Source organism: Streptomyces sp. NBC_01267 (genome assembly GCF_036241575.1).
GTDB lineage: Bacteria > Actinomycetota > Actinomycetes > Streptomycetales > Streptomycetaceae > Streptomyces.
Genome location: NZ_CP108455.1, coordinates 852132 through 876666 on the forward strand (window position 1 = coordinate 852132; position 24535 = coordinate 876666).

24 protein-coding genes are annotated in these 24535 nt (G+C 70.2%); 16 read left to right on the forward strand and 8 right to left on the reverse strand.

Annotated elements, in window-relative coordinates:
• Positions 1–21: 21 nt before the first annotated feature.
• The gene (locus tag OG709_RS04000) at positions 22–1872 is read left to right on the forward strand and encodes an ABC transporter ATP-binding protein (protein WP_329164840.1); all 1851 of its coding nucleotides are present in this window, start codon (positions 22–24) and stop codon (positions 1870–1872) included.
• Entirely contained in the window at positions 1869–3650 is a 1782-nt protein-coding gene (locus OG709_RS04005; RefSeq protein WP_266644203.1) for an ABC transporter ATP-binding protein, read from the forward strand. The genes OG709_RS04000 and OG709_RS04005 overlap by 4 nt, the downstream gene beginning before the upstream one ends.
• 93 nt (positions 3651–3743) lie before the next feature.
• Here OG709_RS04005 and OG709_RS04010 read toward each other — a convergent pair whose 3' ends face one another.
• Positions 3744–4538, reverse strand: a complete 795-nt coding sequence (locus OG709_RS04010) for a metal-dependent hydrolase (protein WP_250300677.1) — start codon at positions 4536–4538, stop codon at positions 3744–3746.
• A gap of 82 nt (positions 4539–4620) precedes the next feature.
• On the opposite strand from OG709_RS04010, the gene OG709_RS04015 reads away from it, so the two are divergent.
• Together OG709_RS04015 and OG709_RS04020 are read left to right on the forward strand one after the other, a co-directional pair.
• Positions 4621–7203 (forward strand): DEAD/DEAH box helicase, encoded by a 2583-nt coding sequence (locus tag OG709_RS04015; protein WP_250300678.1) that lies wholly within the window; start codon positions 4621–4623, stop codon positions 7201–7203.
• A gap of 34 nt (positions 7204–7237) precedes the next feature.
• Complete coding sequence (locus tag OG709_RS04020) at positions 7238–8110, forward strand: acyl-CoA thioesterase (RefSeq protein WP_250300679.1); 873 nt, start codon at positions 7238–7240, stop codon at positions 8108–8110.
• 43 nt (positions 8111–8153) lie between these two features.
• Here OG709_RS04020 and OG709_RS04025 read toward each other — a convergent pair whose 3' ends face one another.
• Positions 8154–8342 (reverse strand): hydrophobic protein, encoded by a 189-nt coding sequence (locus OG709_RS04025; RefSeq protein ID WP_266644200.1) that lies wholly within the window; start codon positions 8340–8342, stop codon positions 8154–8156.
• 331 nt (positions 8343–8673) lie between these two features.
• On the opposite strand from OG709_RS04025, the gene OG709_RS04030 reads away from it, so the two are divergent.
• Complete coding sequence (locus OG709_RS04030; RefSeq protein WP_250300682.1) at positions 8674–9162, forward strand: glutathione peroxidase; 489 nt, start codon at positions 8674–8676, stop codon at positions 9160–9162.
• Between the two features lie 53 nt (positions 9163–9215).
• Here the strand turns inward: OG709_RS04030 and OG709_RS04035 are convergent, their stop codons facing one another.
• Complete coding sequence (locus OG709_RS04035; protein ID WP_250300684.1) at positions 9216–10445, reverse strand: acyl-CoA dehydrogenase family protein; 1230 nt, start codon at positions 10443–10445, stop codon at positions 9216–9218.
• A gap of 164 nt (positions 10446–10609) precedes the next feature.
• Between OG709_RS04035 and OG709_RS04040 the strand changes: the two genes are divergently transcribed.
• Positions 10610–11260, forward strand: coding sequence for a TetR family transcriptional regulator (locus OG709_RS04040; protein ID WP_250300686.1), 651 nt, complete (start codon positions 10610–10612; stop codon positions 11258–11260).
• A 32-nt stretch (positions 11261–11292) separates the two neighbouring features.
• Here the strand turns inward: OG709_RS04040 and def are convergent, their stop codons facing one another.
• Positions 11293–11823 (reverse strand): peptide deformylase, encoded by a 531-nt coding sequence (gene def, locus OG709_RS04045; protein WP_250300688.1) that lies wholly within the window; start codon positions 11821–11823, stop codon positions 11293–11295.
• Between the two features lie 115 nt (positions 11824–11938).
• Between def and OG709_RS04050 the strand changes: the two genes are divergently transcribed.
• The 7 genes from OG709_RS04050 to OG709_RS04080 all read left to right on the forward strand — a co-directional run bounded on the left by OG709_RS04050 (position 11939) and on the right by OG709_RS04080 (position 18289).
• Positions 11939–13177 carry a MurT ligase domain-containing protein gene (locus tag OG709_RS04050; protein WP_250300690.1) on the forward strand — a complete coding sequence of 413 codons (1239 nt, stop codon included), beginning with the start codon at positions 11939–11941 and terminating at the stop codon, positions 13175–13177.
• A gap of 17 nt (positions 13178–13194) precedes the next feature.
• The gene (locus OG709_RS04055; RefSeq protein WP_250300691.1) at positions 13195–13923 is read left to right on the forward strand and encodes a type 1 glutamine amidotransferase; all 729 of its coding nucleotides are present in this window, start codon (positions 13195–13197) and stop codon (positions 13921–13923) included.
• A 141-nt stretch (positions 13924–14064) separates the two neighbouring features.
• Complete coding sequence (locus OG709_RS04060; protein WP_250300692.1) at positions 14065–15090, forward strand: 6-phosphofructokinase; 1026 nt, start codon at positions 14065–14067, stop codon at positions 15088–15090.
• Positions 15091–15213: 123 nt separating this feature from the next.
• Entirely contained in the window at positions 15214–16167 is a 954-nt protein-coding gene (locus tag OG709_RS04065) for a cytochrome c oxidase assembly protein (protein WP_250300693.1), read from the forward strand.
• Positions 16168–16222: 55 nt separating this feature from the next.
• Positions 16223–16384 (forward strand): hypothetical protein, encoded by a 162-nt coding sequence (locus tag OG709_RS04070; RefSeq protein WP_250300694.1) that lies wholly within the window; start codon positions 16223–16225, stop codon positions 16382–16384.
• Between the two features lie 89 nt (positions 16385–16473).
• Positions 16474–17175: a lysophospholipid acyltransferase family protein gene (locus tag OG709_RS04075; RefSeq protein WP_250300696.1), complete on the forward strand. Its 702-nt coding sequence runs from the start codon at positions 16474–16476 to the stop codon at positions 17173–17175.
• Between the two features lie 79 nt (positions 17176–17254).
• Complete coding sequence (locus tag OG709_RS04080; RefSeq protein WP_250300698.1) at positions 17255–18289, forward strand: NAD-dependent epimerase/dehydratase family protein; 1035 nt, start codon at positions 17255–17257, stop codon at positions 18287–18289.
• An 85-nt stretch (positions 18290–18374) separates the two neighbouring features.
• On the opposite strand, the gene OG709_RS04085 is transcribed toward OG709_RS04080, so the two are convergent.
• Positions 18375–19907, reverse strand: coding sequence for an alpha/beta hydrolase (locus OG709_RS04085; protein WP_250300869.1), 1533 nt, complete (start codon positions 19905–19907; stop codon positions 18375–18377).
• Positions 19908–20182: 275 nt separating this feature from the next.
• Complete coding sequence (locus OG709_RS04090) at positions 20183–20452, reverse strand: type II toxin-antitoxin system Phd/YefM family antitoxin (RefSeq protein WP_250300700.1); 270 nt, start codon at positions 20450–20452, stop codon at positions 20183–20185.
• 70 nt (positions 20453–20522) lie between these two features.
• Between OG709_RS04090 and OG709_RS04095 the strand changes: the two genes are divergently transcribed.
• The 3 genes from OG709_RS04095 to OG709_RS04105 all read left to right on the forward strand — a co-directional run bounded on the left by OG709_RS04095 (position 20523) and on the right by OG709_RS04105 (position 22482).
• On the forward strand, positions 20523–21155 hold the full coding sequence (locus tag OG709_RS04095; protein WP_250300702.1) for an ATP-dependent Clp protease proteolytic subunit: 633 nt from the start codon (positions 20523–20525) through the stop codon (positions 21153–21155).
• A gap of 7 nt (positions 21156–21162) precedes the next feature.
• Entirely contained in the window at positions 21163–21471 is a 309-nt protein-coding gene (locus tag OG709_RS04100; protein WP_250300703.1) for a hypothetical protein, read from the forward strand.
• A gap of 537 nt (positions 21472–22008) precedes the next feature.
• Positions 22009–22482 (forward strand): C40 family peptidase, encoded by a 474-nt coding sequence (locus OG709_RS04105; RefSeq protein WP_250300705.1) that lies wholly within the window; start codon positions 22009–22011, stop codon positions 22480–22482.
• Between the two features lie 104 nt (positions 22483–22586).
• On the opposite strand, the gene OG709_RS04110 is transcribed toward OG709_RS04105, so the two are convergent.
• The gene (locus OG709_RS04110) at positions 22587–23018 is read right to left on the reverse strand and encodes an ATP-binding protein (RefSeq protein WP_326695289.1); all 432 of its coding nucleotides are present in this window, start codon (positions 23016–23018) and stop codon (positions 22587–22589) included.
• 267 nt (positions 23019–23285) lie between these two features.
• Positions 23286–24443 carry an 8-amino-7-oxononanoate synthase gene (locus tag OG709_RS04115; protein ID WP_250300708.1) on the reverse strand — a complete coding sequence of 386 codons (1158 nt, stop codon included), beginning with the start codon at positions 24441–24443 and terminating at the stop codon, positions 23286–23288.
• Positions 24444–24535: the final 92 nt, after the last annotated feature.

The following is a 24535-nucleotide window of genomic DNA, read 5'->3' on the forward strand; positions in this document are numbered from 1 at the left end:
ACCACCGATTCATGGGGCGTCATGCAGATTCGAGATCTTCCTTATCCGGATCCGGGTGATCCCGACGTACGGTCCGGGCCCCGTTTCCTCTACTGGCTCGGACGCAATCAGCTGGTCGGCCAGTTCAAGTCGCTCGGCTGGGGGCTGCTCCACCAGTGCGGGATCGCCGGGCTGCCGCTGGCCGTCGGCTTCGCCGTGCAGGCCGTGGTCGACCGCTCGGGTGGTCGTCTCGCCCTCTCCGGCGGGCTGATTCTGCTGCTCGGCGCCGTGATCGCGGTGGGCGACACCATGCTGCACCGGACCGCCGTCACCAACTGGATCACCGCGGCGGCCCGGGTCCAGCAACTCCTCGCGCGGAAGACCGCCGAACTCGGGTCGGCGCTGACCCGCCGGGTCGCGGCGGGCGAGGTCGTCGCGGTGTCCACGGGCGACGTCGAGAAGATCGGCTGGTTCGTCGAGGCGCTCTCCCGCTTCGCCGCCGCGGCGACGGCGCTGGTCATCATCTGCGTCGGGCTGGTCCTCTACCTGCCGTCGCTGGGTGTGGTGGTGGCGCTCGCGATGCCCGTACTGGCCCTGGCCGTACTGCCGTTGCTCTCCACCGCCACCGCGCGGGCCGACGTGCAGCGCGAGAAGGCCGGGCGGGCGACCGAGCTGGCCTCGGACACCGTCGCGGGTCTGCGCGTACTGCGCGGCATCGGCGGCGAGGAACTGTTCCTCGGCCGCTACCGGAGTGCCTCCCAGGAGGTGCGCCGGGCGGCCGTGCGCAGTGCCCGGATGTGGGCGCTGATCTCGGGAATCCAGGTGCTGCTGCCCGGACTGCTGCTGATCGGGGTGGTCTGTTACGGCGCGAAGCTCGCCGCCGACGGACGCATCGAGGTCGGTCAGCTCGTCACCGTGTACAGCGCGGTGACCCTGCTGCTCTTCCCGCTGCGGCACTTCCAGGAGATCGCCATGGCGTACTCCTTCTCCCGGCCCTCGGCCAAGCGGGCGGCACGGGTGCTGGCGCTGGAGCGCACCACGTACGACACCCGCGCGTACGAGGGCACGGCGGGCGGTGTTCCGAGCGGGGATCTCTACGACCCGGCGACCGGACTGCTGGCGACCGGCGGTGACTTCACCGCTGTGGTGTGCGGGGACCCGGACGCGGCCGGCGCACTGGCCGAACGCCTCGGCGGGCATCCCGCGGCCGAGGAAGAGGCGCAGCGGCCTCCTTCGGTGCTGCTCGGCGGGGTCGCCCTCGACGAGCTGCCACTGGACACCGCCCGTACGGCTGTCCTGGTGCAGGACAAGGACCCGGTACTGCTGTCGGGCACCTTGCGGGAGCTGCTCGATGTGCCGTCGTCCGGCAAGGTGACGGCCGACGACGCGCTGGCCGCGGCTCAGTGCGGGGATGTTCTGCAGGCTCTCGCCCAGGCGTCCGTGGAGCCGGGCGGGGACCCCATGCGGACGCGGATCACCGAGCGCGGCAGGTCGCTGTCCGGCGGGCAGCGGCAGCGCCTCGCCCTGGCCCGCTCGCTGGTGACCGACCCGGAGGCGCTGGTGCTCGACGAACCGACCTCGGCCGTCGACTCACACACCGAGGCCCGGGTCGCGCAGGGCGTGAAGCAGCTGCGCGGCGGGCGTACGACGGTGGTCTTCGCCTCGTCACCGCTGCTGCTCGACCAGGCGGACCGGGTGGTGTTCGTGCACGAGGGCACGGTCGCCGCGGTCGGCACGCACCGCGAACTGCTGGGCGCCGAACCGCTCTACCGCGCGGTCGTCACCCGCGAGGCCGACGACACCGAACACACCGAGAGCACCATGAGCGCCAAGAACACCAGAAGCACCGAAGACACCGTGCAAGCCTTCGCGGACATCGAGGAGTCGGCATGATCGGCGTGGCCCGGCCCGCCCACGACCCGGCGGCACCGGAGACGGCAGCCACCCTGCCCGTCGGTACGCCCACCACCGTCCGGACCTACGTCCGCGAGCTGCTGGGCCGTCACCGGCGGGCGTTCGCCGTGCTCATCGGCGCCAATGCGATCGCCGTGATCGCCTCGCTGGTCGGCCCCTACCTGCTGGGCGGGCTGGTCGAGGACCTCTCCAGGGACACGCACGACCTCCATCTGGCGCGTGTCGCGGTGATCTTCAGCATCGCACTCGTCGTCCAGACCGTCTTCGTACGGCTGATGGGTTTGCGCGGCGCGATGCTCGGCGAACAGATGCTGGCCGATCTGCGCGAGGACTTCCTCGTACGGTCGGTGGCGCTACCGCCGGGTGTCCTGGAGCGGGCCGGTACCGGTGATCTGCTCTCCCGTATCACCACCGACATCGACCGGCTCGCGAACGCGATGCGGGAGGCCGTGCCCCAGCTGGCGATCGGGGTGGTGTGGGCCGGTCTGCTGATCGGCGCGCTCACCGTCACGGCGCCGCCGCTGGCGCTCGCGGTCCTGGTGGCGCTGCCGGTGCTGATCGTCGGCTGCCGCTGGTACTTCCGGCGGGCCCCGTCCGCCTACCGTTCGGAGGCTGCCGGATACGCGGCGGTCGCCGCGATGCTCGCCGAGACGGTGGACGCGGGGCGGACCATCGAGGCGCACCGCCTCGGCCCGCGCCGGGTGGCGCTGTCCGAGCAGCGGGTGAAGGAGTGGACCGCGTGGGAGCGGTACACGCTCTGGCTGCGGTCGGTGCTCTTCCCGGTCATCAACGTCACCTATGTGACGATCCTCGGCGCGGTGCTGATGCTCGGTGGGGTCTTCGTGCTCCAGGGGTGGATGACCGTCGGGCAGCTCACCACAGGTGCGCTGCTCGCCCAGATGATGGTGGACCCGGTCGGTCTCATCCTGCGCTGGTACGACGAGCTCCAGGTCGCCCAGGTGTCGCTGGCCCGGCTCGTCGGCGTACGGGAGATCGAACCGGACGCCGGAGACGAACGGATCGGTCCCGACGGGCGCGTGGTGCGCGCCGACGACGTGCACTTCGGCTACCGCGAGGGCGTCGACGTCCTGCACCGGGTGTCGCTCGACGTACCGCCCGGCACCCGGATGGCGCTGGTCGGCCCGTCGGGCGCGGGCAAGTCGACGCTCGGCCGGCTGCTCGCCGGGATCTACGCGCCGCGTACCGGCGAGATCACGCTCGGCGGCGCCGAGCTGTCCCGGATGCCGACCGAACGGGTGAGGGAACACGTCGCCCTGGTCAACCAGGAGCACCACGTCTTCGTGGGCTCGCTGCGCGACAACCTGCTGCTGGCCCGGACCGGCGCGGACGACGCCCAGCTGTGGGCGGCGCTCGGCGCGGTCGACGCCGACGGATGGGCGCGCGCCCTGGAGAAGGAGCTGGACACCGAGGTCGGTTCGGGCGGCCTGGCCCTCACCCCGGCCCAGGCCCAGCAGATCGCGCTGGCCCGGCTGGTCCTCGCGGATCCGCACACGCTGGTGCTCGACGAGGCGACCTCGTTGCTCGACCCGCGTGCGGCCCGCCATCTGGAGCGGTCGCTCGCGCGGGTGCTCGACGGCCGTACGGTCGTGGCGATCGCCCACCGGCTGCACACCGCGCACGACGCGGATGTGATCGCGGTGGTGGAGCAGGGGCGGATCAGTGAGCTGGGCAGCCACGAGGAGCTGGTGACCGCGGACGGCGCGTACGCGGCGTTGTGGAGGTCCTGGCACGGATAGCGGGCGGGCCCGCTGTTCCCCGCCCGCGGTGCCGGGACCGGTCGCGGGCGGGGCACGCTCGTCCGGTGCGGGGGCCGACCGGCCCCCGCACGGCTACAAGATCCCGAGCGCTGCCACGCAGCCCACGCCGCCCAGCACCATGAACACCGGCATGAGCACCTTCAGCTCCACCCAGCTCCCGGCCCGGAACCGCATCATCTTCGGCGGCCCTATCGGGTACCAGTGCCTGCGCCCGATCGGGATCGGCCAGAGGATCGGGCAGCCCGACACCGTCAGCGCGTCCCCCAGGTCGTGCATGAGCGCGCCCAGCACGATCGGCAGGCCCAGCCACATGTACTCGTGGCCGGGGGCGGTGAAGAACCAGTCCGAGCCCATGCCCGGCTGGTCCAGCACCTCGGCCAGGATCCAGGCGCCGGCCGCGCCCAGCAGCCACACCAGAACGGCGCTGCTGGAGCCGCGCGCCGCCCGCCAGAGCAGACCCTCGATGGCGAGCACCACATGGACGAAGAGGATGCCGAGGACGGCCCACCGTCCGCCGTAGATCGCCGCGGCCGAGGCTCCCGTACCCAGCAGCACCGCCCAGAGCCAGGTGTGGGTCAGCGTGCGGTGACCGCCCTCCCGGCGGGGGTCCTTCTTGCCGCGGGTCGCCCGGTAGACGACGGTGGCGATCGAGTCGACGATGTCGCACAGCGCGTGCGACACCGGCCCGAAGGCCCGCGAGATCGTCGCGGCCTTGTGGTCCAGGTCCGGGGCGAGCGCGGCGCCCGCGCTGATCAGCGCGCCGACGACGATGACCGGCCACGGCATCGGATGTCCGTACGCCGAGGCCGCCGCCCCCACCCCCAGCCAGGCCGCCGCTCCTGACAGCGAGTGTGCCGGTCCCATCATGGTCGTTCCGCCCCGTTTTCCGTTGTGCTGAAGCCCAGTTGAGGTTCAGGCGTGGTTCGGTCGAGAGGGAAGCGTATCGCTCATGATCTTCATACCGGCAGCCGGTTCCCCCCTGGAGGGTGAAGGCAGGCAAGATGGGGGTGTGACCCTTATCGATCAGCTCCCCCCGACCGCCGACCCCGATGCTCTCTTCGAGGCTTTCTCGTCGTGGGCGGAGGATCAGGGCATCACGCTCTATCCGGCTCAGGAGGAGGCGCTGATCGAGGTGGTGTCCGGGGCCAACGTGATCCTCTCGACGCCCACCGGATCGGGAAAGAGCCTGGTCGCGGCGGGTGCGCACTTCACCGCGCTGGCTCAGGACAAGGTCACTTTCTACACCGCTCCGATCAAGGCGCTGGTCTCGGAGAAGTTCTTCGACCTGTGCAAGCTCTTCGGCACCGAGAACGTCGGCATGCTCACCGGTGACGCGTCGGTGAACGCCGACGCCCCGGTCATCTGCTGCACGGCAGAGGTGCTGGCCTCGATCGCGCTGCGCGACGGCAAGTACGCCGACATCGGCCAGGTCGTGATGGACGAGTTCCACTTCTACGCGGAGCCGGACCGCGGCTGGGCGTGGCAGATCCCGATCCTGGAGCTGCCGCAGGCGCAGTTCATCCTGATGTCGGCGACCCTCGGTGACGTCGCCCGCTTCGAGGAGGACCTGACCCGTCGCACCGGCCTGCCCACCTCGGTCGTCAGGTCCGCGAGCCGCCCGGTCCCGCTGTCGTACGAGTACCGCCTGACGCCGATCACCGAGACCCTGACCGAGCTGCTGGAGACCAAGCAGTCGCCGGTCTACATCGTGCACTTCACGCAGGCCGCCGCCGTCGAGCGGGCGCAGTCGCTCATGAGCATCAACATGTGCACGCGCGAGGAGAAGGACAAGATCGCCGAGCTGATCGGCAGCTTCCGCTTCACCACCAAGTTCGGCCAGAACCTCTCGCGTTACGTACGCCACGGCATCGGCGTCCACCACGCGGGGATGCTCCCCAAGTACCGCCGCCTGGTCGAAAAGCTGGCGCAGGCCGGTCTGTTGAAGGTCATCTGCGGTACGGACACGCTGGGTGTCGGGGTCAACGTGCCCATCCGTACGGTGCTGTTCACCGCGCTGACGAAGTACGACGGGACGCGCGTCCGTACGCTCCGCGCCCGGGAGTTCCACCAGATCGCGGGCCGGGCGGGCCGGGCCGGATTCGACACCGCGGGCTTCGTCGTCGCCCAGGCCCCCGAGCACGTCGTCGAGAACGAGAAGGCGCTCGCCAAGGCGGGCGACGACCCGAAGAAGCGCCGCAAGGTGGTCCGCAAGAAGGCCCCCGAGGGGTTCATCGCGTGGAGCGACACCACCTTCGAGAAGCTGATCGCCTCCGATCCCGAGCCGCTGACCTCCCGTTTCCGGGTCACCCACACCATGCTGCTCTCGGTGATCGCGCGGCCCGGCAATGCCTTCAAGGCGATGCGTCACCTGCTGGAGGACAACCACGAGCCGCGCAAGGCCCAGCTGCGGCACATCCGCCGTGCCATCGCGATCTACCGTTCACTGCTCGACGGCGGTGTGGTGGAGCAGCTGGACACCCCGGACGCCGAGGGCCGCACCATCCGGCTGACCGTGGATCTCCAGCAGGACTTCGCGCTCAACCAGCCGCTGTCCACCTTCGCGCTGGCCTCGTTCGACCTGCTGGACGCCGAGTCCCCCTCGTACGCCCTGGACATGGTCTCCGTGGTCGAGTCGACGCTGGACGACCCGCGGCAGATCCTGGCGGCGCAGCAGAACAAGGCACGCGGTGAGGCGATCGGCCAGATGAAGGCCGACGGCATGGAGTACGAGGAGCGGATGGAGCGGCTCCAGGAGGTCACGTACCCGAAGCCGCTCGAAGAGCTCCTGGTGCACGCGTACAACGTCTACCGCACGAGCCACCCGTGGGTCGGTGACCACCCGGTCTCGCCGAAGTCCGTCATCCGCGACATGTACGAACGCGCCATGACCTTCACCGAGTTCACGTCGCACTACGAACTCGCGCGCACCGAAGGGATCGTGCTGCGGTACCTCGCGGGCGCGTACAAGGCCCTCGATCACACCATTCCGGACGATCTGAAGTCCGAGGACCTTCAGGACCTCATCGCCTGGCTGGGCGAGCTGGTGCGTCAGGTGGACTCCAGTCTGCTCGACGAGTGGGAGCAGCTCGCCAACCCCGAGGTGGAGACGGCCGAGCAGGCCGAGGAGCGCGCCGACCAGGTCAAGCCGGTCACCGCCAACGCCCGCGCCTTCCGGGTGCTGGTGCGCAACGCGATGTTCCGCCGGGTGGAACTGGCCGCCCTGGACAATGTGGCCGCGCTCGGCGAGCTGGACGGCGACGCGGGCTGGGACGAGGACGCCTGGGGCGAGGCGATGGACGCCTACTGGGACGAGTACGACGATCTGGGTACCGGTCCCGACGCCCGCGGCCCCAAGCTGCTGATCATCGAGGCGGACGAGGAGAACACCGCACGCGGGATGTGGCGCGTCCGGCAGATCTTCGCCGACCCGAACGGCGACCACGACTGGGGCATCAGCGCGGAGGTGGACCTCGCGGCCTCCGACGAGGAGGGCCGTGCGGTCGTCCGGGTGACCGCCGTGGGCCAGCTGTGACCCCGGCACCCACTGCGAACTGGGAGAAGAGCGTATGACGAACCCGAGCGAGCGGCTCATCGACCTGCTGGACCTGGAGCAGATCGAGGTCGACATCTTCCGCGGACGCAGCCCGCACGAGTCCCTGCAACGGGTCTTCGGCGGACAGGTCGCCGGACAGGCGCTGGTGGCGGCGGGCCGGACCACCGACGGAGAACGTCCGGTCCACTCGCTGCACGCGTACTTCCTGCGCCCCGGCAGGCCCGGGGTCCCGATCGTCTACCAGGTCGAACGGGTCAGGGACGGCCGCTCCTTCACCACGCGCCGGGTGACCGCCGTCCAGCAGGGCCGCACCATCTTCAACCTGACGGCGTCCTTCCACCGGCCAGAGGAGGGCAGCTTCGAGCACCAGCTGCCACCGGCCCGTGAGGTCCCCGACCCGGAGTCGCTGCCGACGGTCAGCGAGGAGATCAGGGCACACCTGGGCGCGCTGCCCGAGGCCCTGGAACGGATGGCGCGCAGGCAGCCGTTCGAGATCCGGTACGCGGACCCGCTTCGCTGGACCCCCGAGGAGATCGAGGGCGCGGACCCGCGGAGCGCGGTGTGGATGCGGGCGGTCGGCCCGCTCGGTGACGACCCGCTCGTCCACACCTGTGCCCTCACCTACGCCAGCGACATGACGCTGCTCGACGCGGTCCGTATCCCCGTCGAACCGCTGTGGGGACCGCGTGGTTACGACATGGCCTCACTCGATCACGCCATGTGGTTCCACCGGCCGTTCCGTGCCGACGAGTGGTTCCTCTACGACCAGGAGTCGCCCATCGCGACCGGTGGCCGGGGACTTGCCCGCGGGCGCATCTTCGACCGGGCGGGGAACCTGCTGGTCTCGGTCGTCCAGGAAGGACTGTTCCGCAGGCTCGGCGAATGAAGACGGTCCGCTCCCGGGGCCGCACCGTAGTGGTACCAACCTGCTACCAGTGGTACCAACGCTCGTTCTCCCGCTGGTCATCGGTCCGGTTCCGACGGCGTGCGGGCCGGATGACGAGCCCCAGGATCCACAGCACGAAGATGACGATGACGATCCACCAGAGCGCGTGAATGAGGAAGCTCAGCCCCAGCGCGACAACCAGGATCAGGAAAACGATCAGAAGCGGCCCCATGGCGATCAGCCTCCAAGCCGTCATTGCCCGAGGCCGCGCATACGCGCGCCGATGATCAGGCACCTCCGATTTTACTCCGCACTCCCGGGCCCTGCCTGGGCCGCGGCAGGGACGCAGCAGGGGCCGGATGCCGACCGTACGCGTTGTCGCCCCGGGCGCACCCACAGCCGCTCGGCCGGTCCCGGAGGCCGTCCTGCCAGATCGGCCGGTACTGATCTCCGAGCGGTCGTTCATCGCGATACTGAAGCCTGTAGGTCAGTGGCCGGGTGAAGCGCCCGGCCGTGGACCGGCGGTATCCGTACCGACACCGACCCAGGACCAGGAGCCTTCCATGAGCCTCTACGACATCCCGCTGCGCACCCTGACCGGCGATCCCACCTCCCTGGCGGAGTACCGGGGCATGGCGGTGCTGGTGGTGAACGTCGCGTCCCAGTGCGGTCTGACCCCGCAGTACACCGGGCTGGAGCGCCTGCAGAAGCAGTACGCGGACCGGGGGTTCACCGTGCTCGGCGTGCCCTGCAACCAGTTCGGGGGCCAGGAGCCGGGCAGCGCGGAGGAGATCGGGAGTTTCTGCTCGGCGAACTACGGCGTGACGTTCCCGATGCTGGAGAAGACCGACGTCAACGGCGAGCAGCGGCACCCGCTGTACGTGGAGCTGACTCGGGCGTCCGACGACGAGGCCACGGCCGGGGACGTCCAGTGGAACTTCGAGAAGTTCCTGATCTCCCCGGCGGGTGACGTCGTTGCCCGTATCCGCCCGCGCACCGAGCCCGAGGCGCCGGTGGTCGTCGCCCTGATCGAGGGCCAGCTGCCGGCCTGAACCGACGGCGGGCGGGGGGTGCGGTGACCGCTTCCCCCGCCGGCCTGCCGCGGTCAGCGGATGGGCATGCCGGACAGGGTCCGGGCGATCACCAGCCGCTGGATCTCGCTGGTGCCCTCGAAGATGGTGTAGATCGCCGCGTCCCGGTGCATGCGCTCCACCGGGTACTCGCGGGTGAATCCGTTGCCCCCGAGGATCTGGATGGCCTGGGCGGTGACCTTCTTGGCGGTCTCGCTGGCGTACAGCTTGGACATGGATCCCTCGGCCGAGGTGAACGGCTTGTTCGCCGCTGCCATCCAGGAGGCGCGCCAGACCAGCAGCCGTGCGGCGTCGATCTGGGTCCGCATGTCGGCGAGTTGGAAGGCAACGCCCTGGTTGTCGATGATCGGGCGGCCGAACTGGCTGCGGGTCTTGGCGTAGTCGAGGGCGACCTCGTACGCGGCACGCGCGGTGCCGACCGCCATGGCGCCCACCGCGGGGCGGGAGGCCTCGAAGGTGGCCATCGCGGCGTTCTTCACGCGCTCGCCGCCCCCCTGCCTGGCGCGCTCACGGGCGCGGGCCAGGCGCTCGTCGAGCTTGTCCTTGCCGCCGAGCAGACAGTGTCCGGGGACGCGGACGTCCTCCAGCACGACCTCGGCGGTGTGCGAGGCGCGGATGCCGTGCTTCTTGAACTTCTGGCCCTGTGAGAGGCCGGGGGTGCGCGGCGGCACGATGAAGGACGCGTGGCCCTTGGAGCCGAGTTCGGGGTCGACGACGGCGACCACGACATGGACGTTGGCTATACCGCCGTTGGTCGCCCAGGTCTTGGTGCCGTTGAGCACCCACTCGTCCTTCGCCTCGTCGTACACCGCGCGGGTACGCATCGCGGCGACGTCGGATCCGGCGTCGGGCTCCGAGGAGCAGAAGGCGGCGACCTTGACGTCGTCGGCGTCGCCGTACATCTGCGGGATCCAGGTGCCGATCTGTTCCTCGTTGCCGTTGGCGAGCACGCCCACGGCAGCCAGGCCCGTGCCGACGATCGACAGCGCGATGCCCGCGTCGCCCCAGAAGAGCTCCTCCATGGCCATCGGGATGCCGAGGCCGGTGGGGTCGAAGAACTGCTGGGCGTAGAAGTCGAGCGAGTAGATTCCGACCTTGGCAGCCTCCTGGATCACCGGCCAGGGCGTCTCTTCACGCTCGTCCCACTCTGCGGCAGCAGGGCGGATGACGTCCGCGGCGAACCCGTGGATCCAGTCGCGTACCTGCTTCTGGTCATCGTTGAGTTCGAGCGTGAACTCGGCCATGTCCCCTCCAGCGCTGCGGTCGATCAGTATGTTACTTGCGGTAACCGCAGTCTGTTACCGACAAGTAGCACCTGTCAACCTCCTCCCGGCTCGATCGGCCCCCATATGGGGCGGGGTGTTACGTTTCCGCGGGGGCACGAAACGTACGGGCGGGGAGAGACACCATGGGCACCACACAGGCCGCACAGGCCACGCAGCAGCGTTCGGCGGAAACCCGTCGCAGGGAGTTGCTGGAAGCCGCCGACCGGGTCGTGCTCAGGGACGGCCCGAAGGCGTCCATGAACGCCATCGCGGCCGAGGCCGGCATCACCAAGCCCATCCTCTACCGGCACTTCGGCGACAAGGGCGGGCTCTACCGCGCCCTCGCCAAGCGCCACACCGACGCACTGCTCGACGCGCTCCGGGCGGCGCTCGACGCCCCGGCCGAACGCCGCGCGCGCGTCGAGGCGACGCTGGACACGTATCTCGCGGCGATCGAGGCCCGTCCTCAGGTCTACCGCTTCCTGATGCATCCGGCGGACGAGTCCCAGCAGCCCGAGCAGCCCTTCGACGTGGGACTGCACTCGGCGCCGCTGCTGCGCAGGCTCGGCGAGGAGCTCGCCAAAGTGATCGCCGAACGCGTCGACCTCGGCCCGGACAGCGCACAGCTCGCCCGGGTGTGGGGCCATGGGATCGTCGGCATGATGCACGCGGCGGGCGACTGGTGGCTGGGCGAACGCCCCTGTCCCCGCGCGCAGTTGGTGAGCAGCCTGGCCGACCTGCTCTGGGGCAGGCTCGCGCTCGCGGCGGACCGTCCGGGCGGTCCGGGGTTCTGAGGCGAGGCGCGACGGCCCGTGTACGAGCTGGTCTACGAGGCCTTGCCCGCCGCCCGCAGCGCCTTGTTCCGGCGCCGGGCGGACAGCCGGTCCGTGTACACCGTGCCGTCGAGGTGGTCGCACTCGTGCTGGAGGCACCGGGCGAAGAACCCGGTGCCGCTCACCCGGACCGGATCGCCGGTCACCGAGAAACCCTCGACCACGGCGGTGTCGAAGCGCGGAGTGCCCGCCTCGACACCCGGCAGCGACAGACACCCCTCGGCGCCGCGTACGGTGACCCCGTCCGCCTCGACCAGTCGCGGGTTGACCAGGTGCCCGAGGTGACGTACCTCTTCGTCGTCGGGGCAGTCGTACACGAACACCCGGAGTCCGACGCCGACCTGGTTCGCCGCGAGGCCGACGCCCTGCGCCGCGTACATCGTGGCGAACATGTCCTCGACGAGCCGGTGGAGCGACGGGTCGAAATCGGTCACGGTCTCGCACGGCGCGTGCAGTACGGGGTCGCCGAACAGACTCATCGGCCTCACGCGTCCGGAACTGCCGGGGATCGGGCGGTTTCGCATGGCGGCAAGCGTACGTTCCACCGGACACCGCACTGCCCCGGTGGTGCCGAGGTCGGGCACGCGGCCGGATCTCGATAGGCTGAGCCCCGCGCCGATGCAAGGAGGATCTAGGACGATGGACGGCAACACGGAGCCGCTGTCGCCGCGGGCCAAACTGGCCGTGACGGCAGGCAGGGCCGCGGCAGCGGTATCGCGCGCCGCGGGACGCGGCAGCGGATCGGTCATCGGCGGCAAGGTCGCGCTGAGGCTCGACCCCGATCTGCTGGGACGTCTCGCCCAGCATCTGGACGTGATCCTGGTCTCGGCGACGAACGGCAAGACGACGACGACCCGGCTCATCGCCGAGGCGCTGCGGGCCAGCGGTCCGGTCGTGTCGAACGCCCTGGGCGCCAACATGCCCGCGGGCATCACCTCCGCACTGGCCGGCGGGTCGGACGCGCGCTACGGCGTGATCGAGGTCGACGAGAAGTACCTCGCCGGGGTCGCACGCGACACGACGCCCAAGGCGATCGCGCTGTTGAACCTCTCCCGCGACCAGCTCGACCGGGCGGGCGAGACCCGCATGCTGGCCGAGCGCTGGCGCGAGGGACTGGCCGGCACGCAGGCCGTCGTCATCGCCAACGCGGACGACCCGCTGGTCGTCTGGGCCGCTTCCTCCTCCCCCACGGTGGTGTGGGTGGCGGCGGGCCAGGAGTGGAAGGACGACGCCTGGTCGTGCCCGTCCTGCGGTGGCGTACTCCAGTGGCCGAACGACTCCTGGTACTGCGGCGACTGCGGATTCCGCCGCCCCGCGCCCAGTTGGGCGCTCTCCGGCGACTACGTCCTGGACCCGCACGGGTCGGCCTGGCCGATCCATCTCCAGCTGCCCGGCCGGGCCAACAAGGCGAACGCGACCACGTCGGCGGCCGTCGCCGCGACCTTCGGCGTGCCGCCCCAGGTCGCTCTGGAGCGGATGTACTCGGTGCAGGCCGTCGCGGGCCGGTACGACGTGGTGTCGTTCCTCGACCGCGAGCTGCGTCTGCTGCTCGCCAAGAACCCCGCGGGCTGGCTCGAAACGTTCTCACTGATCGACCCGCCGCCGACCCCGGTCATCCTCGGCGTCAACGCCCGTGGCGCCGACGGCACGGACACCTCCTGGCTGTGGGACGTGGACTACACCCGGCTGGCCGGGCACCCGATCCTGGTGATCGGTGACCGCAAGCTGGACCTCGCGGTGCGCCTGGAAGTGGCCGGCCTCCAGTTCAGGGTCTGCGAGAGCGTCGACGAGGCGGTCCAGTCCGCGCCCCCCGGCCGGATCGAACTGATCGCCAACTACACCGCGTTCCAGGACGTGCGCCGCCGCGTCGGCAACTGACCGCAGAGGAAACGATGATGAGCGACAACAGCCTGCGCCTGGTGTGGGTCTACCCGGACCTGCTGAGCACGTACGGGGACCAGGGCAATGCCCTGGTGGTGGAGCGCCGGGCCCGCCAGCGCGGCCTCGACGTGACGCGTATCGACGTACGCAGCGACCAGCCGGTACCGACCTCCGGCGACATCTATCTGATCGGCGGCGGCGAGGACCGGCCGCAGCGGCTGGCCTCCGAGCGGCTGCGCCGCGACGGCGGCCTCAGCCGGGCGGCCTCCAACGGCGCGATCATCTTCTCGGTCTGCGCCGGGTACCAGATCCTCGGTCACGAGTTCATCAACGACCTCGGTGAGCGGGAGCCGGGTCTCGGTCTGCTGGACGTCATCTCCACCCGCGGCGAGGGCGACCGCTGCGTCGGCGACGTGTACGCCGACATCGACCCGAGGCTCGGACTGCCGCAGCTGACCGGCTTCGAGAACCACCAGGGCATCACCCATCTCGGTCCGACCGCCCGGCCGTTCGCCCGGGTGCAGCTCGGCCGGGGCAACGGCACCGGCGACGGCACCGAGGGCGCGTACAACGACACCGTGTTCGGTACGTACATGCACGGCCCGGTGCTGGCCCGCAACCCGCTGATCGCCGACCTGCTGCTGAAACTGGCCCTCGACGTCAACGCGCTGCCGCCGACGGACGACCGCTGGTACGAGGCCCTGCGCGCCGAGCGCATCGCCGCCGCGACCCAGCCCGCATGAGGCTTCTCACGTACATCTGAGCGGCGTCCAGCAGTCGGACGCCTGGTATGTCCCCGTCGCCCTCCGCCGGTAGGGTGACGGGGATCCAGCCCGGACGACGTGGTCCGGTCAGAGGCCCACGTTGCAAAGGTAAGTCGGGCAATGCGAATTGGTGTGCTCACCTCCGGCGGGGACTGCCCCGGCCTGAATGCCGTCATCCGCTCGGTCGTTCACCGCGCCGTCGTCGACCACGGCGACGAGGTCATCGGCTTCCACGACGGGTGGAAGGGCCTCCTCGAATGTGACTACCGCAAGCTCGACCTCGACGCGGTGGGCGGCATCCTGGCCCGGGGCGGTACGATCCTCGGCTCCTCCCGGGTGCAGCCCGCGCATCTGCGGGACGGCGTGGAGCGCGCCAGGGGTCATGTGGCCGATCTCGGCCTGGACGCGATCATCCCGATAGGCGGCGAGGGCACGCTGAAGGCGGCGAACCTGCTCTCCGAGGCGGGGCTGCCGATCGTCGGCGTACCGAAGACCATCGACAACGACATCGCGTCGACCGATGTCACCTTCGGCTTCGACACGGCCGTCGGAGTCGCGACCGAGGCACTGGACCGGCTCAAGACCACCGCCGAATCGCACCAGCGGGTGCTGATCGTCGAGGTCATGGGGCGGCACACCGGCTGGATCGCCCTGCATTCGGGCATGGCCGCCGGGGCCCACGCGATCGTCGTTCCCGAGCGTCCCTTCGACATGGACGAGCTGACGGAAGTGGTCGGCAGGCGCTTCTCGGCGGGCAAGAAGTTCGCGATCGTCGTGGTCGCCGAGGGTGCCAAGCCGCGCGAGGGCTCGATGAGCTTCGACGTCGGGGCCAAGGACGTGTACGGACACGAGCGCTTCGCCGGGGTGGCCAGGCAGCTCTCCATCGAGCTGGAGGAGCGCCTCGGCAAGGAGGCCCGCCCGGTGATACTGGGCCACGTGCAGCGCGGCGGCACCCCGACCGCGTACGACCGGGTCCTCGCGACCCGTTTCGGCTGGCACGCGGTCGAGGCCGCGCACCGCGGCGCGTTCGGCATGCTGACCGCGCTGCACGGCACGGAGATCAACCTGGTGCCGCTGGCGCAGGCGGTGGAGACCCTCAAGACCGTCCCGGCCGAGCGGTACGCCGAGGCCGAGTGCGTTCTCTGAGTCCACCGGCCGGACCAGGGCTTCACATTCGCCCGATACGGTACGAACTGCCCCCGGTCGCAACTGCGGCCGGGGGCAGTTCTACGCTGGTGCGGACATCGGGCACGAATCAGGAGTGAGCGGATGGACCACAGCGGGCACGGCATGACCATGGATCTGCCGCCGTTCACGCTGGGACGGGGGCTGGAGTTCTCCGCGGACCCGTTCTTCCTGATCAGCTGTCTGGTGGGGCTCGCCCTGTACGGCTGGGGCGTCGTGCGGCTGCGCCGACGCGGCGACAGCTGGCCGGTCCACCGGATCGCACTCTTCGTCGTCGGCGTGCTGACCGTCGGGGTGACGATGTGCACCAAGCTGAACGACTACGGCATGGTCATGTTCAGCGTGCACATGGTGCAGCACATGATCATCAGCATGCTCTCGCCCATCCTGTTGCTGCTCGGCGCACCCGTGACCCTGGCGCTTCGGGCGCTGCCGGTCGCGGGCCGGGGCAACCGCAAGGGGCCGAGGGAGCTGCTGCTCGCCCTGCTGCAGAGCCGGTACATGCGTGTCATCACGCATCCGGCGTTCACCATCCCGCTGTTCATCGCCAGCCTCTACGGCCTGTACTTCACCCCGCTGTTCGACACCCTGATGGGGTCGAAGACCGGGCACATCGCGATGATGGTGCACTTCCTCTTCGTCGGCCTGGTCTTCTTCTGGCCGATCATGGGCGTGGACCCGGGACCGCACCGGCCCGGCTACATCATGCGGATGCTGGAGCTCTTCGCGGGAATGCCCTTCCACGCGTTCTTCGGCATCGCGCTGATGATGGGGACCGAGCCGATGGTGCAGGTGTACAAGCATCCGCCGGTGTCGCTGGGGATCGACGCGCTCAGCGACCAGGAGGCCGCGGGCGGGATCGCCTGGGCCTTCAGCGAGATCCCGTCGGTGCTGGTGCTGATCGCCCTGGTCTTCCAGTGGTACAGCTCGGAACAGCGGATCGCCCGGCGCTCCGACCGGGCGGAGGACCGCAACGGCGACCAGGAGCTGGCCGCGTACAACGCCTACCTCGCGTCACTGGGTACCCGCGGGCAGTAGCGGAGGAGGCCCTCCTCGGGCGACGATGGCCACTCCATCTCCAGAAGGAGGGGCCATGCCCGGTTCCACGAAGACGATGGGTGTCATCACCGTAGGAGCCCTGGTCACGGTGACGGGCTACTCGGCGGTGCTCGGGAGCAACGGCTGGCTGTGGTTCGGCTGGGTGGTGCTGGGGCTGGTGACCCTCGGGATGATCGCGTCGCGTGGCAGCCGCTGAGCTGCCGGTTTCGGTCCGTCGGCTATCGCACGAGGCCGGCCGGCGTCTACTGTGCGTCGGCGCCGGGGGTTCACGGGAGGCAGGCCGCGATGTTCTACTACCTGTTGAAGTACGCCGTTCTGAGACCTCTGCTGCGCCTGCTGTTCCGGCCCAGGATCGAGGGGCTCGACCACATCCCGAGGGACGGCGCCGCCATCGTTGCGGGCAACCACCTCTCGTTCTCCGACCACTTCCTGATGCCGGTCGTCCTCAAACGGCGCATCACCTTCCTCGCGAAACAGGAGTACTTCACCGGTCCCGGGCTCAAGGGCCGGCTGACCGCCGCGTTCTTCCGCAGCGTGGGACAGATCCCGGTGGACCGGTCCGGCAGGGAAGCGGGCAGGGCCGCGGTCCGTGAAGGGCTCGGCGTGCTCAGCAGGGGCGAGCTGCTCGGGATCTACCCGGAGGGGACCCGGTCGCACGACGGCAGGCTGTACAAGGGCAAGGTGGGAGTCGCCGTGATGGCCGTCCGGGGCGGGGTCCCGGTGGTGCCGTGCGCGATGGTCGGCACCTTCGAGATCCAGCCGCCCGGACAGCGGATGCCGAAGATCAAGCGGGTGACGATCCGCTTCGGCGAACCGCTGGACTTCAGCCGCTACGCGGGCCTGGAGAACGAGAAGGCAGCGCTGCGCGCGGTCACCGACGAGATCATGTACGCGATCCTCGGGCTCTCGGGCCAGGAGTACGTCGACGCGTACGCCGCGGACGTGAAGGCCGCACACGCGAAGAAGTTCCCGCGAAGGCTGCGCTGACGACCGGTCGGACGGTCCGGCTCGGCCCTGGGCAGATTCCTCTGGTGCCGCCGGGCGGGTGCGCCGTAGCGTCGGCCGCATGAGCAGAGGAAGTGTTTTCGTACTCGGGGCCACCGGGCAGATCGGGCGCGCGGCGGTGCGCGCGCTGGTGTCGGACGGCTGGGAGGTCCGGGCGGCCGCACGCGGGGCGGACCGCGACGCGAGCTGGCCCGGGGAGGTGCGTTCGGTGCGCGTCGACCGCGACGCCGAGGGGGAGCTGGCCACCGCGCTCGGTGACGGCTGCGACGTACTGGTCGACATGGTCGCGTACGGCCATGCCCACGCCCGGCAGCTGACCGGCCTCGCGGACCGGATCGGCTCGGCGGTGGTGATATCCAGCGGCGCGGTGTACGAGGACGCCGAGGGCCGCAGTTTCGACACCATGGGTGATCCGGACGGCGAGCCGCGCTACCCGGTGCCGATCCCGGAGGACCAGCGGACCCTGGCGCCGGGCCCGCAGACGTACGGCACCCGCAAGACCGCCCTGGAACAGGGGCTGCTGGCAGCGGCCGGGACGCTGCCGGTGACGCTGGTGCGGGCGGGCGCGATCCACGGCCCGCACTGCCGTTCCCCGCGTGAGCTGTTCTTCGTGAAGCGCGCGCTGGACAAGCGTCCGGTGCGGATCCTGGCCCACGGCGGCCGGAGCCGCTTCCATCCGGCGCACGTCTCCAACCTCGCGGAGCTGATCCGGCTGGCGGCGCTGCGACCGGGGGCGCGCGTCCTCAACGGCGCGGATCCGCAGGCGCCGACCGTCGCGGAGATCAGTACGGCGATCGACGAGGCCGTCGGGGTGCGGAGCGAACTGGTCCTGATCGAGGGGCCCGCCCCGGTCGGCAACACGCCCTGGGGCGTGGACCGCCCCGTCGTGTACGACATGTCGGCGGCCGAACGCGAGCTGGGCTACCGCCCGGTGACCGGGTACGCGGAGTCGCTGCCCGCGACGGTGGAGTGGCTCACCGCGCAGCTCCACGGCCGGGACTGGCGGGAGGCCTTCCCCACCCTGGCGAGGACGTACGACCCGCACGGCGACCTCTTCGACTACGCGGCGGAGGACGCCTGGCTCAGCAGGGCCTGACCGGTGCCACGACCTGACGCGAACACCCGCGAGGGGGGCCGCCGGAACGACTCCGGCGACCCCCCTCCCGGTGGGACGTGCGGCCTTACGGCTGCGGCGTGGCGTGCGGGGCGCACGTCACATCGTGGCGGTCGGTGCTGCCGGTGAGCAGATAGCTGTCCACCCGGGAGTTGATGCACGGGTTGACGAGCCCGGTCACACCGTGCGAACCCGCGTCCTTCTCGATGATCAGACGCGAACCCTTGAATCGCTGGTGCAGGTCGACAGCGCCCTGGAACGGGGTGGCCGCGTCACGCGTGGACTGCACGATCAGGACCGGCGGGAGTCCCTTGCCCGTGTGGACGTCCACCGGGGTCTGCTGCTTGGCGGGCCAGGTGGCACACGGCAGGTTCATCCAGGCGTTGGACCAGGTGAGGAAGGGATAGTCCTTGTTGAGCCGGGTGTTGTCCCGGTCCCACTTCTGCCAGCTGGTCGGCCACTTGGCGTCGGCGCACTCGACCGCGGTGTAGACGGCGGTGCCGTTCTCCGCGGAGATGTTGCCCGCGACGTCGGACATGTCGGGGCCCGCCGCGTCGACCAGGGCCTGCGTGTCACCTGCCCGGTACTGGCTCCAGACCTTGGCGACCGGCACCCACGAGGAGTCGTAGTACGGGGCGTTCTGGAAGTAGCCGAGCAGTTCGCTGGGGCCGACGACTCCGCCGATCGGGTGCTTCTTCGCCTCGGCCCGCAGCTTCAGCCACTGCTGCTCGACCTCGGCCGCGGTACGCCCGATGTGGAAGGTGGCGTCGTTCTTGGCGACCCAGGTCTGCCAGTCGTTCCAGCGGCCCTGGAACGCCACGTCCTGGTTGAGGTTGGCCTCGTACCAGATGTTGGACTGCTCGGGGTCGACCACACTGTCGACGATCATCCGGCGGACATGGTCGGGGAAGAGCGTCCCGTAGACCGCACCGAGGTAGGTGCCGTAGGAGACGCCCAGGTAGTTGAGCTTCTTCTCGCCGAGCGCGGCACGGATGACATCCAGGTCCCGTGCGGTGTTCGGCGTGGTCATGTACGGCAGCATCGCGCCGCTGCGCGCCTTGCAGCCGTCGGCGTACTCCGCCGCGAGCTTGCGCTGGGCCCGCTTGTCGGCCTCGCTGTCCGGTACGGGATCGGCCTTCGGGGCACTGACGTACGCCTGCGGGTCGATGCAGGAGATCGGCGCCGAGTGGCCCACCCCCCGCGGGTCGAAGCCCACGTAGTCGTACGCCTTGGCGGTGTTGGCCCAGAGTGCGCTCTTGTTGGTGATCCTGGTGGGGAAGCGCATGCCCGAACCACCGGGGCCGCCGGGGTTGTAGACGAGGGAGCCCTGTCGCTCGGACTTGGTTCCGGTGCTCGTCGCGCGGTCGACGGCGAGCTTGATCTGCTTCCCGTCGGGCTTGGCGTAGTCGACCGGGACGGTGACCCAACCGCACTGGATGGGTTTCGCGAGTGCCCAGTCCGCCGGACAGTCCTGCCAGTCGATGCCTGCGCTCGCCGCACGCGCGGCGGCGACCGCGGCGCCGTGCGCCTCGGAGCTGCCGTGGTTTCCGTGCCGGCTGCCGTGGCCTCGCCCGTCGGCGATCGCCGACGGAGCCGCCATGGCGCCCGCTATGAGAGTCGCCGCGGCCAGAGCGCCGGCCGAGCCGAGCACTGCGGTACGTCTCACGTGGTACCTCCCCCTGAGTGAAGCACCGCTCGCCGCGGCGCTCTCCAGTACATACGGGGGATCTTTGCCTGTGAACCGTTCCTGACAACAGGCCACATGGGCGTTTCTTTACCAACCCGAAATGCGGAGTCTCCTGTCCCGGTGAGCGGTGCAGCGGGGCGGAACCGGAGCACTCCCGCTGCGGCACCCGGCCTTCCGGCGGTTCTCGATCACCGCTCTCGGTGTTCCGCCGCGATCCCGAAGCGCCCGCGTTCGCCGGGAGCGGACGTGACCGGGTGGACCGAGGACACCGCACTGGTCACCTGTTCCTCGGCCGCCTCCCGCATGCTTTCGAGTCGCTCCAGGTCAGCGGCGGAGACCAGGGCCACGAGCGGCTTGCCGTGCCGCGTCACCACCACCCGCTCCCCGCCGTAGACGACACGGTTGATCAGCTCGGCGAGCTCTGCCCGGGCTTGCGTCACCGGAATCTCATAGGCCATGCTCCCCATCATAACGGCCTGTACGTCCTGTACATTTTTTACAGAGGCGTCATCCGAGGAGAGGTATGCCATGCACCGGCCTTCCGCCCGCCACGTCCTCCCTGAGTTCACCGAACGCACCAGTTCCGGGAGCCGCACCCTCGACCCGTACTCCAAACTGCTCGGGGAACGCATCGTCTTCCTGGGGACCGCTGTCGACGACACCGCGGTCAACGATGCGATCGCGCAGTTCCTGTATCTGGAGTACGACTCCCCCGACCAGGACATCTCGCTGTACATCAACTCCCCCGGCGGCCCGGTCGACGCGATGACCGCGCTCTACGACACGATGCAGGCCGTTTCCTGTGACATCGCGACGTTCTGCCTGGGGCAGGCGGCGTCGACGGCGGCCGTACTGCTGGCCGCGGGCGCCCCCGGTAAACGCACGGCGCTGCCGGGGGCGCGGGTCGTCGTGCAACAGCCCGCCTTCGACGAACCGGTGCAGGGTCAGCTGTCCGATCTGGACATCCACGCCCGCGAGTTGCTCAGGGTGCGAACGGTGGTGGCGGACCTGCTGGCACGTCACACCGGGCAGTCCGCGGACCGGATCGCGGCCGACATCGAGCGGGACCAGGTGTTCGACGCGGCCCGAGCCCGGGAGTACGGACTGGTGGACCAGGTGCTGGACAGCCGTAAGCAGTCCGCCGCCGGGCCCGGCAGGTGAATCGCCCGTGCTGCCGCCCGAGTTGCCACCGCTGCCCGCACTCACCCGCGCCGAGGGCCGGCTCATCGACAACTATCTCGAGGTGGTCGATCAGTTGGGGCGCATCAATCCGGCACACGGGGGTGACACCTACAGCGCGCTCCGCGCGGCGCAGGCGCTCGCCGGCCGTGCCGTTGCCCTGCGGGACGCCCTGACGCTGATGCACCAGCGCGGCGAAAGCCGTCTGCACGCCGAAACTCTGGTCCGCGCACTGCTGGTTCTGGACGGCGAGCGCAGGACCGGGCGCGTCACCGTGCCCCGGGCCACCGCCGGCTGACCCTTCGCCCTCCTTTCGGCGGTCGCTCGTACACCGATGGGGGTCCGCCGGAAGGCTTAGACGCATGTAGGTCGATCGGCTGTCCCGACTTGCGCACAGCGCCCGTATGCCTGTCCCGGCCCCGCGCTCCCGCCCTGGTGAGGGCGGCGGACACCTCTCGACGACCAGTACCGCAGCCCAGCTGTCCACTCGAACAGGCCATTGGTGAGGAGCCTCACAATTCGGCGCGGTCAGCCAGAAATCCGGCGCGTCGTGAGTGAAGATCCGGGTGACGACAAGCCCCCGCCACCACGGCGGGGCGGTCCGGGCGGACGCCGAGTCCTGCCGCCGTACCCGGATGTCTGGTCGACACGAGTGGATCGGCAGGAGTGGAGGACCCAAGCAGTCCGGGGCGACAGCGTTGTCGCTCCTCGGGGTGAAGCCGCTTGGCGGGAAGGCCGACTTGATCAGTCGGTCACCCCGCACGGCGGCCGGGCAACTTCGCCGGCCCGAACCCGACAGGTCATCCTTCACAGGCGGTTTGACGAAGGGTTGCGCATGACTGCGCAGATTCACGTCCCGTCACTGCTCACCCGGGTCGGAACCGCATCGGCCTTCACGCTTGTCGCAGTCGCGGGGACCTCGCTGGCGCCGGGCGCCGCATCCGAGGCCCAGGCCGCGGCACACGGCGTCAGAGCCGTGCAGATCGCGGCCTCGAAGCGGGGTTCGCCCTACCAGTGGGGAGCGTCCGGGCCCTCACGGTTCGACTGCTCGGGGCTGACGCTCTACTCGTTCAAGAAGGCCGGCAAGAAGCTGCCGCGCACGGCTCAGGGGCAGTACAACAACGTGCGCCACATCTCGGCCTCCGGCAGACAGCGCGGGGACCTGGTGTTCTTCCACTACGGCCGGAGCGTCTACCACGTCGGCATCTACGCCGGTAACGGTAAGATCTGGCACTCGCCCAAGACCGGATCCGTGGTCAGGCTGGAGAAGATCTGGACCCACAGCGTCTGGTACGGCCGCGTGGGCTGAGGTCACTCGTCACTCTTCGGCGGACCGGTCAGCGTGACCTGACGCCGCACCCGGCACGTGCACCGGAGCCGGTCGCCCCCGGCCCCGGTGCGCATCGCGGCAGTTCAGCCCTGGACGGCTGCCGTCCAGGGCAGCGCGATCCATACGGTCTTGCCGCCGTCCTTCGTCGGAGTGACGAAGAGCCGCCCGCGGTTCTCGACCGCCAGCCAGCGGATGATGACCATCCCCCGGCCGTTGTCCTGCTGCACGGCCGCAGGCAGGCGCTGAGGCCACCGCGGGTGACTGTCTGTCACGCCGACGCACAGCCGTTCGTCCCGTTCCAGCACGACCTGGACCGTGAAGACCGGTGACTGACCGAACGTGTGCTGAACCGCGTTGGTCGCCAGTTCCGAGACGATCAGCCGGACCGTGTCCGCAAGGTCGGCGTCCGCCGGAAGCCCCCACTCGGCCAGTGCTCGGGCCACGAACGTCCTGGCCGCCGGAACCGAAGCGGCCTCGCTCGGCAGGGTGACGGTTGCTTCCTGGTGGTCTGCCATGACGGCCTGCCCCTTTCCCGCCGGTGCCGGTTCCGACTCGTACGGATGCGCTTCGAGGACGGTCACAGCCGGTCACAGCCGGGCACGGGCGGCTGCGGGCGGCTGCGGACGGCGCTTCGTGCCAGCCTGCCACTCAAAGTGACCGGAACACCGGCGATCCACCAAGATGCGCATATATCTGTCGCTCAAAGTGATGAACTCTGCGACGGGAGACCGCATTTCGGGGGTCGAGTCGGCTTTGTCGACTTCGCGTCCCGGCCGGTCCCCCTATCGTCCGGTCGGCGCGGTCCGCAGAATCGTGCCCACCGCCGCCTCGATCTGCCGTTCCGTGAGATCCGCGCGGGCCGTGAGCCTGAGCCGGGAGATTCCGTCGGGCACCGAAGGCGGCCGGAAACAGCCCACGACGAGGCCCGCGTCACGGCAGTCGGCCGCCCAGCGCAGCGCCTGGTCCGGCGACGGGGCGAGTACGGAGACGACAGCGGCCTGCGGCTGTACGGCGCTCAGCCCCGCCGCGGTGAGACGTCCGTGCAGGGTGCGGGCCACCGTACGGACCCGGTCGGCCAGTTGGGGGTCGCTCCGCAACAGCCGCAGACTCGCCAGTGCGGCCCCCGCCGACGCCGGCGCCAGTCCCGTGTCGAAGATGAACGTACGGGCCGTGTTGACGAGATGGTCGATGACCCGGGCGGGCCCCAGTACCGCACCGCCCTGGCTGCCGAGGGACTTCGACAAGGTCACTGTGGCGACCACGTCGCCGTCGCCCGCGAGCCCCGCCGCCCGCAGCGCGCCCCGTCCGCCGTCACCGAGCACACCGAGGCCGTGCGCGTCGTCGACGACCAGGGCCGCTCCGTATCTGCGGCAGACGGCGGCCAGTTCGGTCAGCGGCGCCGCGTCGCCGTCGACCGAGAAGACCGAGTCGGTCACGGCGAGCGCGCGGCCGTCGTGGGCGTCCAGCGCTTTGTCCACGGCCTCCGGGTCGGCATGCGGGACGACGGCCGTCTGCGCCCTGGAGAGCCGGCAACCGTCCACGATCGAGGCATGGTTGTCCGCGTCCGAGACGATGAGGGAGCCCCGGTCGGTGAGCGCGGTGAGCGCGGCGATGTTGGCCGCGTAACCCGACGAGAAGACCAGCGCGGCCTCGAAGCCGCAGAACTCCGCCAGCTCGCGCTCCAGTTCGGCGTGCAGCACGGTGGAGCCCGTGACCAGCCGTGATCCGGTGGCACCCGCGCCCCACCGGCGGGCCGCCGCTGCGGCGGCCCCGGTGATCTCCGGCCTGCGGGTCAGTCCGAGATAGTCGTTGCTCGCCAGATCCAGCAGATCGGGTTCGGCGGTACGCGGACGGAGTGTGCGCACCAGCCCGGCCGCCGCGCGCCCGCGGGCGGCGGCGTCGGTCCACTCGAAGGGCGCTCGTGGAGTGGCTGAGGGCATGATCGGTCCCTTTTTGTAGGCAGTTAACAGACCCTAGCCGGGGTGGTGCGGGTGCATGGTGTGGCAATACACACACGACAAGGCAGCGGTGT

Bases quoted from the DNA above. Each gene is read 5' to 3' on its own strand.
- OG709_RS04090 (WP_250300700.1), bottom strand. From the start codon at position 20,452: ATGGCCTATGAGATTCCGGTGACGCAAGCCCGGGCAGAGCTCGCCGAG.
- OG709_RS04075 (WP_250300696.1), top strand. From the start codon at position 16,474: ATGTTCTACTACCTGTTGAAGTACGCCGTTCTGAGACCTCTGCTGCGC.
- OG709_RS04095 (WP_250300702.1), top strand. From the start codon at position 20,523: ATGCACCGGCCTTCCGCCCGCCACGTCCTCCCTGAGTTCACCGAACGC.
- OG709_RS04085 (WP_250300869.1), bottom strand. From the start codon at position 19,907: ATGGCGGCTCCGTCGGCGATCGCCGACGGGCGAGGCCACGGCAGCCGG.
- OG709_RS04040 (WP_250300686.1), top strand. From the start codon at position 10,610: ATGGGCACCACACAGGCCGCACAGGCCACGCAGCAGCGTTCGGCGGAA.
- OG709_RS04005 (WP_266644203.1), top strand. From the start codon at position 1,869: ATGATCGGCGTGGCCCGGCCCGCCCACGACCCGGCGGCACCGGAGACG.
- OG709_RS04115 (WP_250300708.1), bottom strand. From the start codon at position 24,443: ATGCCCTCAGCCACTCCACGAGCGCCCTTCGAGTGGACCGACGCCGCC.
- OG709_RS04000 (WP_329164840.1), top strand. From the start codon at position 22: ATGCAGATTCGAGATCTTCCTTATCCGGATCCGGGTGATCCCGACGTA.
- OG709_RS04015 (WP_250300678.1), top strand. From the start codon at position 4,621: ATGATCTTCATACCGGCAGCCGGTTCCCCCCTGGAGGGTGAAGGCAGG.
- OG709_RS04020 (WP_250300679.1), top strand. From the start codon at position 7,238: ATGACGAACCCGAGCGAGCGGCTCATCGACCTGCTGGACCTGGAGCAG.
- OG709_RS04030 (WP_250300682.1), top strand. From the start codon at position 8,674: ATGAGCCTCTACGACATCCCGCTGCGCACCCTGACCGGCGATCCCACC.
- OG709_RS04105 (WP_250300705.1), top strand. From the start codon at position 22,009: ATGACTGCGCAGATTCACGTCCCGTCACTGCTCACCCGGGTCGGAACC.
- OG709_RS04055 (WP_250300691.1), top strand. From the start codon at position 13,195: ATGAGCGACAACAGCCTGCGCCTGGTGTGGGTCTACCCGGACCTGCTG.
- OG709_RS04060 (WP_250300692.1), top strand. From the start codon at position 14,065: ATGCGAATTGGTGTGCTCACCTCCGGCGGGGACTGCCCCGGCCTGAAT.
- OG709_RS04080 (WP_250300698.1), top strand. From the start codon at position 17,255: ATGAGCAGAGGAAGTGTTTTCGTACTCGGGGCCACCGGGCAGATCGGG.
- OG709_RS04110 (WP_326695289.1), bottom strand. From the start codon at position 23,018: ATGGCAGACCACCAGGAAGCAACCGTCACCCTGCCGAGCGAGGCCGCT.
- def (WP_250300688.1), bottom strand. From the start codon at position 11,823: ATGCGAAACCGCCCGATCCCCGGCAGTTCCGGACGCGTGAGGCCGATG.
- OG709_RS04035 (WP_250300684.1), bottom strand. From the start codon at position 10,445: ATGGCCGAGTTCACGCTCGAACTCAACGATGACCAGAAGCAGGTACGC.
- OG709_RS04050 (WP_250300690.1), top strand. From the start codon at position 11,939: ATGGACGGCAACACGGAGCCGCTGTCGCCGCGGGCCAAACTGGCCGTG.
- OG709_RS04025 (WP_266644200.1), bottom strand. From the start codon at position 8,342: ATGGGGCCGCTTCTGATCGTTTTCCTGATCCTGGTTGTCGCGCTGGGG.
- OG709_RS04070 (WP_250300694.1), top strand. From the start codon at position 16,223: ATGCCCGGTTCCACGAAGACGATGGGTGTCATCACCGTAGGAGCCCTG.
- OG709_RS04065 (WP_250300693.1), top strand. From the start codon at position 15,214: ATGGACCACAGCGGGCACGGCATGACCATGGATCTGCCGCCGTTCACG.
- OG709_RS04010 (WP_250300677.1), bottom strand. From the start codon at position 4,538: ATGATGGGACCGGCACACTCGCTGTCAGGAGCGGCGGCCTGGCTGGGG.